Below are 12,702 nucleotides of genomic sequence, written 5' to 3' on the forward strand. Positions count from 1 at the left end.
CTGTCGGTAACGGTGACGTTTTCGGCTGTGCTGGGGCCGTTGTTGACTGTCGAAATTGTGTAAGTAACTCTTTCACCTGGTGCTGCTGCCGTAGGCCCGATTTTGGTGGTAACAACGTCGGCACTAGGTGTCAGAGTTGTGGTGACTGTAGCCAGCGGATCAGTGCCGTTGTTGTTTTCAGGAAAAGGATCTGGGGTAGCGGAGGTATTTCTGGCGGTGTTGCTGACGCTGCCGGAGGGGGGTGCGATGAAGCTGACTGTGTTGCTGAGGCTGACACCGCTGGCTAAGCTGACAGCGTCGAAGGTGACTATACCTGTAGCGGGATCGTAGACACCGCCGTTGGAGGGGATTACTCCTGTTAAATTCGGAAGGATGCTGTCGGTAACGGTGACGTTTTCGGCTGTGCTGGGGCCGTTGTTGACTGTCGAAATTGTGTAAGTAACTCTTTCACCTGGTGCTGCTGCCGTAGGCCCGATTTTGGTGGTAACAACGTCGGCAAGAGCAGCAACAATTGTAGTTGAGACTTGAGAGATGGGTTGGGAACTATTGTTGTTAGCTAGATTTGGGTCGAAAGTGCTGGAGGTGCTATAGGCAGTGTTAGTTAAGGGAGCAGTGACTGTTGGGGAAACTGTGGCGGTGATGGTGCGGGTTTCGCTAGCACCATTAGCCAGAGTCGGAATCGCTGGCCAGATGACAGTCCTCGTTGTGGAATTGAAAGTACCGTCGTCAGATATGCTGACTGGTGTTAAGCCTGCGGGCAGCGGATCTTGAATCAGGACGCTTTCGGCGTTATTTGGCCCGTTATTTGTGGAGGTAATCGTATAGGTAATGGTGCTGTTGGGTGTGGCGAACAGCGGGCCTTTTTTAACAATGGAAACGTCGGCTACGAGTGTAGGCGGATCTATACTTTGGACGACGACATTGTTAACTTCGTGAATGTTTGTATTTCCCCCGGTCGAAGCAGCAAAGCCAAATTTAAAAGTACGTGGCACTTCTCCGTTTATGGTTGTCAAATTTGATATGTCGATCAGTGTTTCACCCGCATCAAATGTGTCACTACCGTCCAAGTCTAAGGCAACAGTCAGACGGTTAGGTGTTGCTGAAGTCGTTGGGAACAATGTAATTTGAACTGTTCTTTTAGCCTCTGCACGAATGCTTGTATCTTTATTGTCTATCCCAATGGAAACGCCAGTCAAACTGTTAGTTAAAAGGCTAGAACCTAAAAATTTATAATTTTCGGTTGGGATTGTGCTTGCCCTGCCTCTAAGTCCTACTGCATCAGGTAGCCTATCAGTTCCATTGTTCAAGATGCCGCCACCCTGTTTTCCAGCAATGGTGCTAGAATAATTGCCAAATTCGTCTAATCCGACACCTAAATAACCTCCTACAATACCCGGTGAATTGGAATTAGTATTCTGAGCATAGCCGAGAGAGCCGCCAAAGCCTCCCGCTTGTGTTGGCGTAGCTGTTCCGTCAATGAGGAAAAAACTAATGCCATCGGCACCAAGGACGGAACCATCCCCTGAAGAAGGGACAGTACCTCTGTTATAGGCAAAGTAATCAAAGGTAACTCTCAGACCCTCCGTGGCGGAGATGGGGTTGTTGTAGATTACAAAAGCTGATTGTCCAAAGGCGTTTGAGGTTAATCTCAAAGTACCGCTTCCGGCTGTATCGCCAGTCCCTAAAGCGGGAATAACGCCGCTGGGGTTTGGTGTACTACCTGCGGTTAAGCCTGGGTTAGCTGTAGTGGGGTTGCCAACTCCATATATCCAAGGCCCGATTACTGTTGAATTTTTAAATTCTTCAGCAGCTAAGGTAGCCAGGACTGATGTGTAGCTTTCTAGGACTTTTTTTTCAAAGGCTAATTCGGTATTTATTTGTCCTGTGGTAATTTCTAATTCCCAGTTGCCACCTAATGCTGCACTCCCTGTTAAATTATTGGAAGCGGCAATATTTGCTCCTGTTATTTCGCTGATTTTTTGTATGAATTTAATGCCGGATTCGCCGGCGCCTGTGTTGCAACTTAACAGCAGAATACTACCTGTTTCGTTGAGAGCTTTCCCCCACTGCTGCAATTGGCTGGAATAGGTTTCTATATTGTGAATATTGAGTTCTGCCCGGCCGATTTCTACTGAGGCTGATGCGCCGTGAGCAACTATTTGAATGCTGTTGAGGCTGTGCCGCGAGGCGGCAATTTCGGCAATTTGTTCGATTCCATCCCGGTACCTATCGAGCAGGATTACTTCTGTATCGTTTTTCACTCCCCAGAGAAACTCTTGGTAGTTTTCTACTTTTGAATCCACAATCGCTAGATTTTTCCGGCTAGCCGTCTCTGCTTTATGGCTAGCTTGTCTCAAGATTTTAGTCTCCATATTGGTAGATTTCCCTGTTTGTGTAGATGACAAATTTGACAGATTTGGGATGGTTTTGATTTGGGGTTAATTTGGTTGCTAAATCTAAGCTACCCCTTTTCAGAGATGACGATAAACTTTCAAATATAAAGTTTTTAAAATTATTTTTTTAAGATACATAATAGTTACCTCTATTTGTTATTTGTGATGTTAGTCGATCATTAAACAGGATTTACCAGAAAGAATTGCTTGAAAGCCCCAAGCCTTGTAGGGAGAAATTAAAAGAAGACTATTCATTACTCCAATCCTCTTCCTTCCAGATAGAGGTCGCTATTAACTGTCAACTGTCCCAGGTCAACTGTCAACTGAATGCGATCGCCCTTGGATGTCCTGATGCGGCCGATCGCTGCAAATCCTAACATGAATAAGGGGTAACAGCCTTTGTGTTAGCCAAGATGCTCTATTTTTGGGAAAAATGATCTTAGGTCTAACGTTATTTACATGGTAAATTACTTACGGATTCATCAGCATAAGGGGTCTGACCCCTCATGGCACTTTTCTGAGTCGGGTGACATCGAGGCTGGCTCAGACAACTTGAACCGTAAATATACTGAAAATATTAATTTCCTAAAAATTGGCAGATTTTGACTTTGAGGTGCGATCGCTCTTGAAAGTTGAAAATACCGCATTTCTAGAGATTTATACTTATACTGATTTGGCGTGCAGTAAACTCACAGCAATGTAATAAGAGCAACTCAACGCTACAAATGTTAACAAATAAACTTGACAAATGATATATGTTAATAGCCGGATTGCGGTGACAAAAAAGAACGATCGCCCTTCAATTCAAAAAGTACGATCGCCCTTTACACCCTCTGTCTATCTAAATCATCAAACTGCGTCGATCGCACCCTCTAACGCGGCTTGCTAAGCGTCAATATCGAGTTCGCGCACTAAAAAAGCCCATTCATCTGCCAATTCTTCAATGACTTTCGCAGTGGGTTTGCCAGCACCGTGTCCCGCTTTGGTTTCAATGCGAATTAACACGGGTTTTTCTCCCGCGTGGGTTTCTTGCAAAGCAGAAGCAAACTTGAAACTGTGGGCAGGAACTACTCGATCGTCGTGATCGGCAGTTGTAATCATTGTCGCCGGATAAGCCGTTCCCGATTTGAGATTGTGCAACGGAGAATAGCCGTGAATTGTGGAAAATTCTTCGGGATTATCGGGAGAACCGTATTCAGAAGTCCAAGCCCAACCAATGGTAAACTTGTGGAAGCGCAACATATCCATAACGCCGACTGCGGGCAATGCCGCACCGAACAATTCCGGCCGCTGAGTCATGCAAGCCCCTACTAATAAACCGCCGTTGCTTCCACCTGCGATCGCCAATTTAGCCGGTTTGGTGTACTTGTTTTCGATCAACCATTCAGCGGCGCTGATAAAGTCATCAAACACATTTTGCTTGTTCAACTTTTTGCCTGCTTCGTGCCATGATTCGCCGTACTCGCCGCCCCCCCGCAAACAGGCTGTTGCGTAGACTCCGCCCATCTCTAACCAGACTATCCTGCTAACAGAAAAACTCGGAGTTAGCGAGATGCCAAAACCACCGTATCCGTAAAGGTAGGTGGGGTTATTGCCATCCAACTGCAAGCCTTTCTTGTGCGTGATAAACATCGGTACTTGCGTGCCGTCTTTGCTGGGATAAAATACTTGCTTTGTCTCGTAATCGTCGGGTTTAAAATCTACATTCGGCTGGCGGTAAATTGTGCTTTCGCCTGTCACCATGTTGTAGCGGTAAATAGTGTTTGGTGTAGTGAAACTCGTGTAAGCATAAAAAGTTTCGGTATCGTGCCGCTTGCCGCCAAATCCTCCCGCCGAACCGATTCCCGGCAAAGCTATTTCTCGCGCGAAACAGCCGTCTAAGTTGAAGATTTTAATTTTGGTGTAGGCGTCTTTCAGATAAGAAGCCACAAATTGATTGTTGAGAATGCCAATACCTTGGAGAGTTTCGGCTGCTTCGGGGATAATTTCTGTAAATTTCCCTTGACTGTCATCGCCAGCGAGGGATAAAGGAGGGGGATTGTTGGTGTCGATCGCAATTACCCGGCCGCAGGGTGCATTTAAGTCAGTTTGAAACCAGAACAGAGGGCCTTCATTGTCGATGAAACTGTACTCTGCCTCGAATTCGTTAATCAGTTCTACAACAGGCGATTCAGGGGCAGTTAAGTCTTTATAGAAAATCAGGTTTTTTGTTTCAGTTCCCTGCCAAACTGATACAATTAGATACTTGCCGTCTTCTGTGACGCCGCCGCTAAATCCCCATTCTTTTTGGTCGGGGCGATCGTAAATTAATACGTCTTCCGATTGGGCTGTTCCTAACTTGTGGTAAAACAGTTTTTGGTAATAGTTAACGTCTTCGTGCTTGCTTTTTTCGTTGGGTTCGTCGTAGCGGCTGTAAAAAAAGCCTTTGCCGTCATGAGTCCATGAAGCGCCTGAAAATTTAATCCACTTTAAATGGTCTGATAAATCTTCTCCGGTTGCCACATCGCGAACTTTCCATTCCTGCCAATCGGAGCCGGAAGTTGACAAACCGTAGGCCATGAGTTTGCCGTCTTCGCTGATAGCTACGCTACCCAAAGCAACGGTTCCATCTTCTGAGAGAGTGTTGGGGTCAATTAATACTTTGGGTTCGCCATCAAGGGATGTTAAAGTATAGAGTACGGATTGGTTTTGCAGACCGTCATTCTTGTAGTAGAAATAGCGAGATCCTTCTTTGAAAGGTATGCCGTATTTCTCGTAATCCCAAAGTTGAGTCAGGCGCTGTTTGATTTTTTCCCGCGCCGGAATTTCGTTGAGGTAGCCGAAGGTGACTGCATTTTGGGCTTCCACCCAAGCTTGGGTTTCCTCTGAGTCAGGATTTTCCAGCCACCTGTAGGGGTCGGGTACTTTGACGCCGTGGTAGTCGTCTGTTTGGTCGATTTTGCGGGTGGTGGGGTAGCTTAAAGGTCGATCGAATTTGGTCATGATTTTTTACTACTCTCGGTAACTTTGTCCAGTTTAACCTTTCGCGGCAGTGACGACAGGGAACAACGAAACTCAAGACCAAATAGCAAATACCAAATACCCGACAGGTTTCAACCTGTCGCTACAAAGACAAAACCCGCCGACGCGGGTTTCATATCTTACAATTTTGTCATTACGAGCCTCAGCGAAGCAATCGCAGAAGCTTAGGATATAGCTGTCGCCGCATCAATTGTAAACTGTTCATCCTCTCTTCTCTTCCTACCCTTCGGGAACGGCTTCGCCGAACGTGCCCTTGGCGTCTTCGCGGTTCGTTTCTCTTATTTTTAAATCAGCCATCACCCGTTTTCAACTAATCCAACTCTCTCCTTCCTTCCAAAGCGCGAGCCAGTGTAACTTCATCGGCATATTCCAAATCTCCCCCCATCGGCAAACCAAAAGCTATGCGCGTCACTAGGGTAAAAGGTTTTAATAAGTGACCGATATAAAGAGTAGTAGTTTCGCCTTCGACGCTGGGACTAATAGCAATAATTACTTCCTTAATCTTTTGCTGGCTGACGCGCCGGACTAATGGTTGAATGTTCAATTGTTCCGGGCCAATTCCATCCATCGGCGAGATAACGCCACCAACAACGTGATATTTACCCATGTATTCCCGCGTTTTTTCTAAAGCGATTACGTCGCGGGATTCTGACACTACACAAAGGGTATGACTGTCGCGGTTTGTATTGCGGCAAATTTCGCAAACAGGGTCAGCAGATAAGTGAAAGCATACTTGACAGAAACCTACTTGCTGTTTGGCATCAATCAAAGATTTAGCTAGGGCTTGCACTTCTTCTTCCGGTCGCTTCAAAATATGTAAAGCTAAACGCTGGGCTGTTTTTGGGCCGACTCCGGGCAAGCGCTGCAATTGTTCGATTAAACGAGCTAAAGGTCGAGTGTACATTAAAAATTAGCGGTAATTGGTAATATCATTTCTGGTTGATTCGCGATCGTATAATTGGCGCGATGTAGGGGCGGGTTTTACCAACCATCTATGTTTTAAACTAAGTATATCATAAACCCGTTCCGCCCATACACTGATGAGTATTTACTAATTTACCCTCCACTAATTTTAGCTTTATAGCCTAACTTTGTGATAATTTCTAGCAGTTTTTGCTTGTGTTCGCCTTGAATTTCGATTTCATTATCTTTGACTGTGCCGCCAGTACCGCATTGGGCTTTTAGCTGCTTGGCTAAAGTTGCTAATGTTTCGGGTTTTTCCTGAAAGCCGCTGATGACTGTAACTGTTTTACCGCCGCGTCCTTTTCGGGATGCTTCGATTTTGAGGTTTTGTTGATTGGGGGGAACTTCGGCAACTCCCCGTTGGAGGGCGGCGGAGTTGTCAATATTGCCAAATTCGGAGTAAACAATTCGTTTTCCTGATTGGTTATTGGTACCGGAGTTTTTGGGTTTTGATGTACTCATAGTAGTTTGGTGTTTGGAGTTAGGCTGGGTAGCCGATGAGTTCGGCAGTTCGGCAGGGAATTCATTTCCTGCCTCATAGCTAAAGTCCTCTGAAGAGGACTGTAGAATGTGTTTGATAATGGTTGATTTAGGTGAGTTTTCAGGGAATATAATCTCTGAGATTTGCGGTTGGTTGTACATAGATTGTACTTGATATTAGCAGTCAGTTTTAACTGACTTTAGCTCTCTCGACAGCGAATTCATTCCCTGGCGGGCTATCAGGGCGATCGCACATTCCCCGGTTTCAATTGAATTATATCGTTTACCGTTGTTTCTGGAGGAGTGAACCGCTGAGGGCGTCCAGGAAGAGAAGAGGGAGATGGATAATTCTGTTGAAGCGCGGGCTTGAGATGGGTGGGGAATTTAATTTTAGTTGGTTAAGTGCGATCGGGCGCAAGCAAAGAACCCCGACTTCGCAGAAGTTGTCGGGGTTCTAATCAATTAGTTTCACCAGTAAGTGGGGATAAACCCCATACCTTTATAGAAACGTTGGCACTGATTAAAGCGTTTCTATATATCGAGGGAATAAAACCCGATTAGGAGCAAATAATGCCAGACCACTCTTGATGTCCTCGACCTGGTTGACACTGAAATTGCCGTCCGACCCAAATAATTTCCCATTGATTTTGGTGGCGTTTTAATTCAACGCGGTGTCGTAGTGCACGGGCTGAATCGTCAGCTAAACCTATTCTGGTGTATAAAATTACAGATGTTCCTTCTCGGGAATATGTAATTGAAATCTCTTCATAACTTCTTCCTTCTTCATCTTCTAACCCCCTAAACAATTGTGCCGCTACGGCTTTTGGATTAGTCGCTGTAAGGCGTTCATAAGAGATGAATTCTTGTACGTTAACCACCTGAAAATTAAAACGTGGATTGTTCGCTGCATTTAGTTTATCCCAAGTTTTATCGCCGACAATGCCGTCGGGAACCAGTTGTTGGGACTTTTGGAAATTGATGACAGCTTGCTTAGTTTTTGGCCCAAAAATACCATCAATGATACCTGGATCAAAATTTACATTTTTCAAACCTTCTTGTAGCTTGGTGACTTCGGTGCCTTGTGAGCCTTCTTGAAGCAGAATAGAAATAGAGTTCATGATTTGTCCTTGCTTAGTTGTATGTTGTATAGCCTTTCTCAGAAAGATGAGGTACCCGACGGGCATAGGGCATAGGGCATACCTCACTTTTTTGAGAACCACAATATTTCATGTTTGAGATAAACATGCACTTAACTTCACTACTGAAGATATTCACTCGTGAATATACCCATTCCGTATAAACACGTATAAAGCATAAATTTTCTTCAAATACTCAATTTAGGAGATGCTCGAAAACCACCGAATCGACCTTTCAGCGATTTGCACACCCGATCGCCCACAGCCCCATCGACTAGATATAATAAAATCTGTCCCATTATCCGCACAAAGTTCGTGACAGTCACACCCCTGCATCTCACTCCCGAAACCAGCGCCCAACGCCCCGACTCCCTCGGCCGATTCGGCCAATTCGGCGGCAAATACGTCCCCGAAACCCTGATGCCGGCTTTATTTGAACTAGAAGCCGCTTTCCACAAATACAGCAGCGAACCGGAATTTCAACAGCAACTCCAACAATTGCTCAAAGATTATGTCGGCCGCCCCAGCCCTTTGTATTTTGCCGAACGCCTCACCGAGCACTATGCTAAAGCAGACGGAACTGGCCCGCAAATTTACCTCAAACGCGAAGATTTAAACCACACGGGAGCTCACAAAATTAACAATGCTTTAGCTCAAGCATTGCTCGCAAAACGCATGGGCAAAAAGCGGGTAATTGCTGAAACTGGTGCAGGTCAACACGGCGTTGCTACTGCCACAGTTTGCGCTCGTTTCGGTATAGAATGCGTTGTCTACATGGGCGTTCACGACATGGAAAGACAGGCTTTAAATGTGTTTAGAATGCGCTTGATGGGTGCCGAAGTGCGGCCGGTGGCGGCGGGTACGGGAACGCTGAAAGATGCGACTTCCGAAGCGATTCGCGACTGGGTGACAAATGTCGAAACAACTCATTACATTCTCGGTTCCGTGGCGGGCCCCCATCCTTACCCGATGATGGTGCGCGATTTCCATGCGATAATCGGTCAAGAAACCCGCGCTCAGTGTCAGGAAAAGTGGGGCGGTTTGCCGGATATTTTATTAGCTTGCGTCGGCGGCGGTTCTAATGCAATGGGCCTGTTTCATGAGTTTGTCGGGGAAGAAACTGTCAGATTGATTGGTATTGAAGCGGCTGGCGAAGGTGTGGATACTGATAAGCACGCTGCTACTTTGACTAAAGGAAGTGTGGGAGTTCTGCACGGGGCGATGAGTTATTTGCTGCAAGATAATGAAGGTCAAGTAATCGAGCCGCATTCGATTAGTGCGGGTTTGGATTATCCCGGTGTGGGGCCGGAACACAGTTATTTAAAGGATGCGGGTAGAGCTGAATATTATAGCGTAACTGATGCAGAAGCGCTGGGAGCATTTCAGCGGCTTTCGCAGTTGGAGGGGATTATTCCGGCTTTGGAAACTGCTCACGCGATCGCCTATTTAGAGACTCTGTGCCCGCAGCTAACAGGCAATCCCCGCATTGTGCTGAACTGTTCGGGACGCGGCGACAAAGACGTGAACACTGTGGCGAAAGTTCTGAATATCTAGGTTAGCGGAATGTGGGGCGATCGCTCTGTAGGAATTGGTAACAATTAACTTTATTTCTCGTTTGATTTCATGTCCAAAGGTTTGATTTTGATGTGCTTGGGATTGTTGACAATCCTGCCTCAGTGTGACACCTCCATTCCTACGCGATCGCTGCCACAAACTCCCATGAATACTAATGTTGCTTCGAGTGCTATTACTGACTTAGAAAAAGCCGTTAACCAACAGATTAATCAATACCGAGCATCTAAAAAGTTGCCGCCGCTGAGTATCGATCCGCGAATCAGTCAGATAGCAAGAATTCACAGCGAAGATATGGCTAACGGTAAAGTCAGTTTCAGTCACGATGGATTTGAGGGGCGGGCGAAAGCAATTACGATTCCTTATAAAAGTGTAGCTGAAAATCTTGCTTACAATTTCGGCTACAACGACCCGGTACGCAATGCTGTTGAGGGTTGGATTAAAAGTGAGGGCCACCGTAAGAATATGGAAGGTCAGTTTAATCTGACTGGTATTGGGGTTGCCAAAAATGCCAAAGGCGAGTATTATTTTACTCAGCTTTTTGTCCGCAGTCGGTAATTTGAAGAAAGGCACGACACGGATTCGGACACGGATACACGGATTAATTATCGAGTCTGAGGTAGATGCTGAAGTTAGAAGGAAGAGGGAAGAGGGAAGAGGGAAGAAGGCAGTCAACAGTCAACAGTCAACAGTCAACAGTCAACAGTCAACAGTTACCCATAATGGAATTTGCAGATTTTCAAGTGTGCGATGGTGATATTCCCGATTCTCTCTTATCTTATTATTTGACAGCAGAGGCGATCGCCGTTGATACGGAAACAATGGGTTTGCTACCGTGGCGCGATCGCTTGTGTTTGGTTCAGTTGTGCAATCCCGAAGGTAAAGTTGCAGTGGTGCGGATTGCCAAAGGCCAGACAGCAGCACCGAATTTAAAGAAGTTAATGGAATCTGAAAATATTGAGAAGGTATTTCACTTTGCGCGATTCGATCTGGCAACAATGCGTTACAATTTAAGTATTGACATTGCACCTGTTTTCTGCACAAAAATAGCAAGCAAACTTGCGAGAACTTACACCAACAAACACGGACTTAAAGATTTAATCCAAGAATTGGAAAACGTAGAACTCAACAAAACTTCTCAAAGTTCTGACTGGGGAAATTCCGAGCATCTTTCAGACGGGCAACTCAGCTACGCTGCTAACGATGTGCGCTATTTGCTGAGCGCTAAACAAAAGTTGACTGCTATGTTGCAGCGAGAAGAACGCTGGGAAATTGCACAGCAATGTTTTCAGTGTTTGCCCGTTTTTGTGAGTTTGGATTTATTGCAGTACAACAATGTTTTCGATCACGGTTAATACCCTTTTAGATTTTAGATTTTAGATTGGGAATGACTGATGACTACCAGGGTTTAGAACACGGGCATACAATTGCATTCTTTTTGGGAACTGGTATAATATTCTGTCACCTCGCAAAACTGCAATCAAATTGGTTTGTAGTGAAGACTTGAGTTATCAGAAAACTCGCTTGGACTTTAGTCCTCACTACAAACATAATTATTATTGTTATTATTTGACCGAACTTGATGTGAGTTAAAAAAAATTCAAAACAGTCATCTATTGCTGATTAGGACTGATCGGGATTGTGTTCGTGCAGTAAAGCTTCAATTTGGTCATCCACATTTCTAATCACCTGTTCCAAAGCGGGCAACCCCTCTAAATGCACAGGAGAAAGCCGAGTTCGATCGCGAATTTGATTAACTTTCCGCTGCAATTCTTCGGCCAGCCGCAGTGCGTCCCGACTCAAAGTAGACAACTGCTGCTGCTGGTAAAACCTCAAAGCTGCCCCCCGCAAAACTTGCAGGGTGGCTTCTTCCTTGCCACCCACAGTCATTACCCGCAAGCGCAACAGCAAATGAGTGTTTTGATATATGCGCTCAACTTCGACTTGTTTGGGCTGTTCCACGGGGCAAACAGGCATATCTGTCAGCCGCTTCAACTCGTCGATGACCTCTTGGAAAAGGACGATATCGATACCTTCGAGCATCGATTTCAAAACGCCATCTTGACTCCAAAGAATGCGACCTTGGGACTGATGCCGCTCAAAAAACAGGCGACCGATTCCCTCTCGCAGCACTCTACCGAGCAATTCTTGCAGCAGTTGGGGCGCGGGCAAAGTTGCCAAAACTTCCACTTGGCTTGACAAGTGCAAGGCCTCGACATTCAAAACCGATAGCTGTGTCGGTGTCGGGGGAACCTCAGCGCCAGCAGGTTTAAACCGCTCAGGAGCGGGCATCGAGGGTTCTGGCACAGACAGCAGCGTTGCTGCATTAGGGCCTGAAGTTGCTGGTGCGGGTTTTTTGGGTGTTGGGGCTGCTGCGGTTTCTGTCTGGCTCGGTTCTCGGAGTTGGTTCCCGTGCAGCAAGTAAGCTGAGAGCATCGAGCGCTGAGTTTCCGAGGCAATTGGCTCTGTTGTGACTGAGCAATTCATGTAAGCTAAAATCCGCTGCACGTAGTCCAAGGCGGAGTCATCTTGGGCATCGACTACGCCCAATTTAAACAGATTACCTTCTAGAGATAAAGGCAAAACTTGATAGTAAAGGCAAGCTTCAAAGGGGACAACTGTATCAATTAGGTGAAATATTCGATCGGAGTCCATTGTAGCTGCCGAGTCTGTTGAAGATGTATGTACCATTAGCTGCTTTGTAGTTGGAAGCGCGATCGAGCGCGACGCACCAACCTGATGCGATATAATTAAACGCTGCAACTTCCTGCTACGGAGGCATTGGCCTAACAACCGGAAGCTTTTATTAAAGAAAAATCCTTAGTAGCAGAATTTTCTCCCTTCTGTATTGCAGCCTCAAATTCTACCAAAAGATTGAGAACTAGATGATGACTAGCGCAGTCTAGACCCACTATCCTCGATCGCCCGAGATTGATGCCCGTGGCTGGAAACAATAGAATTATGTCTTTAATGCACAAGTATTAGAGATGCACCACAACCGATGATTTACGGGCAACCGCTGAATTTAGGATTGGTTAAAAAATCCTCAAAAGTCGATCGTGCTGCTAGTATTTTAGCCCAGAGAGTTGACTGCGATCGTCTTCGAGCGCGATCGTCATTCGATTTTAGATTTTAGA

11 protein-coding genes are annotated in these 12,702 nt (G+C 45.8%); 4 read left to right on the top strand and 7 right to left on the bottom strand.

The genetic code is table 11. The features are described 5' to 3' along the window. Both QUB77_RS23985 and QUB77_RS23990 read right to left on the bottom strand, forming a co-directional pair. Positions 1-2,372: DUF4347 domain-containing protein (locus tag QUB77_RS23985; RefSeq protein WP_333172132.1), on the bottom strand; the 2,372-nt coding region annotated here is incomplete at its 3' end. 275 nt (positions 2,373-2,647) lie between these two features. Beyond that, a complete protein-coding gene (locus tag QUB77_RS23990) occupies positions 2,648-2,773 on the bottom strand; it encodes a hypothetical protein (protein WP_333172134.1) in 126 nt (41 codons plus the stop codon). Between the two features lie 368 nt (positions 2,774-3,141). Between QUB77_RS23990 and QUB77_RS23995 the strand changes: the two genes are divergently transcribed. Continuing rightward, a complete protein-coding gene (locus QUB77_RS23995; protein ID WP_333172136.1) occupies positions 3,142-3,282 on the top strand; it encodes a hypothetical protein in 141 nt (46 codons plus the stop codon). On the opposite strand, the gene QUB77_RS24000 is transcribed toward QUB77_RS23995, so the two are convergent. The 4 genes from QUB77_RS24000 to QUB77_RS24015 form a co-directional block, all read right to left on the bottom strand. After that, positions 3,279-5,375: a prolyl oligopeptidase family serine peptidase gene (locus tag QUB77_RS24000; RefSeq protein ID WP_333172138.1), complete on the bottom strand. Its 2,097-nt coding sequence runs from the start codon at positions 5,373-5,375 to the stop codon at positions 3,279-3,281. The genes QUB77_RS23995 and QUB77_RS24000 overlap by 4 nt on opposite strands. A gap of 349 nt (positions 5,376-5,724) precedes the next feature. Further along, positions 5,725-6,318, bottom strand: a complete 594-nt coding sequence (recR, locus tag QUB77_RS24005; protein WP_006634457.1) for a recombination mediator RecR — start codon at positions 6,316-6,318, stop codon at positions 5,725-5,727. A 152-nt stretch (positions 6,319-6,470) separates the two neighbouring features. Beyond that, complete coding sequence (locus QUB77_RS24010) at positions 6,471-6,839, bottom strand: translation initiation factor (RefSeq protein WP_333172402.1); 369 nt, start codon at positions 6,837-6,839, stop codon at positions 6,471-6,473. A 575-nt stretch (positions 6,840-7,414) separates the two neighbouring features. Next, positions 7,415-7,975, bottom strand: coding sequence for a peptidoglycan-binding domain-containing protein (locus QUB77_RS24015; RefSeq protein WP_333172140.1), 561 nt, complete (start codon positions 7,973-7,975; stop codon positions 7,415-7,417). 333 nt (positions 7,976-8,308) lie between these two features. On the opposite strand from QUB77_RS24015, the gene trpB reads away from it, so the two are divergent. The 3 genes from trpB (at position 8,309) to QUB77_RS24030 (ending at position 10,920) form a co-directional block, all read left to right on the top strand. Beyond that, the gene (gene trpB / locus QUB77_RS24020; RefSeq protein WP_333172142.1) at positions 8,309-9,547 is read left to right on the top strand and encodes a tryptophan synthase subunit beta; all 1,239 of its coding nucleotides are present in this window, start codon (positions 8,309-8,311) and stop codon (positions 9,545-9,547) included. Positions 9,548-9,616: 69 nt separating this feature from the next. Further along, positions 9,617-10,123, top strand: coding sequence for a CAP domain-containing protein (locus tag QUB77_RS24025; protein WP_333172144.1), 507 nt, complete (start codon positions 9,617-9,619; stop codon positions 10,121-10,123). Positions 10,124-10,287: 164 nt separating this feature from the next. Further along, the gene (locus QUB77_RS24030) at positions 10,288-10,920 is read left to right on the top strand and encodes a ribonuclease D (RefSeq protein WP_333172404.1); all 633 of its coding nucleotides are present in this window, start codon (positions 10,288-10,290) and stop codon (positions 10,918-10,920) included. A gap of 268 nt (positions 10,921-11,188) precedes the next feature. Here QUB77_RS24030 and QUB77_RS24035 read toward each other — a convergent pair whose 3' ends face one another. Continuing rightward, positions 11,189-12,256, bottom strand: coding sequence for a hypothetical protein (locus tag QUB77_RS24035; protein ID WP_333172146.1), 1,068 nt, complete (start codon positions 12,254-12,256; stop codon positions 11,189-11,191). Between the last annotated feature and the right edge of the window lie 446 nt (positions 12,257-12,702).

The sequence above is a fragment of the Microcoleus sp. AT9b-C3 genome (assembly GCF_036705485.1).
In the GTDB taxonomy this organism is placed as follows: Bacteria; Cyanobacteriota; Cyanobacteriia; order Cyanobacteriales; family Microcoleaceae; genus Microcoleus.

Bases quoted from the DNA above. Each gene is read 5' to 3' on its own strand.
- QUB77_RS24025 (WP_333172144.1), top strand. From the start codon at position 9,617: ATGTCCAAAGGTTTGATTTTGATGTGCTTGGGATTGTTGACAATCCTG.
- QUB77_RS23995 (WP_333172136.1), top strand. From the start codon at position 3,142: ATGATATATGTTAATAGCCGGATTGCGGTGACAAAAAAGAACGATCGC.
- QUB77_RS24000 (WP_333172138.1), bottom strand. From the start codon at position 5,375: ATGACCAAATTCGATCGACCTTTAAGCTACCCCACCACCCGCAAAATC.
- QUB77_RS24030 (WP_333172404.1), top strand. From the start codon at position 10,288: ATGGAATTTGCAGATTTTCAAGTGTGCGATGGTGATATTCCCGATTCT.
- QUB77_RS24035 (WP_333172146.1), bottom strand. From the start codon at position 12,256: ATGGTACATACATCTTCAACAGACTCGGCAGCTACAATGGACTCCGAT.
- QUB77_RS23990 (WP_333172134.1), bottom strand. From the start codon at position 2,773: ATGTTAGGATTTGCAGCGATCGGCCGCATCAGGACATCCAAGGGCGAT.
- QUB77_RS24010 (WP_333172402.1), bottom strand. From the start codon at position 6,839: ATGAGTACATCAAAACCCAAAAACTCCGGTACCAATAACCAATCAGGA.
- recR (WP_006634457.1), bottom strand. From the start codon at position 6,318: ATGTACACTCGACCTTTAGCTCGTTTAATCGAACAATTGCAGCGCTTG.
- QUB77_RS24015 (WP_333172140.1), bottom strand. From the start codon at position 7,975: ATGAACTCTATTTCTATTCTGCTTCAAGAAGGCTCACAAGGCACCGAA.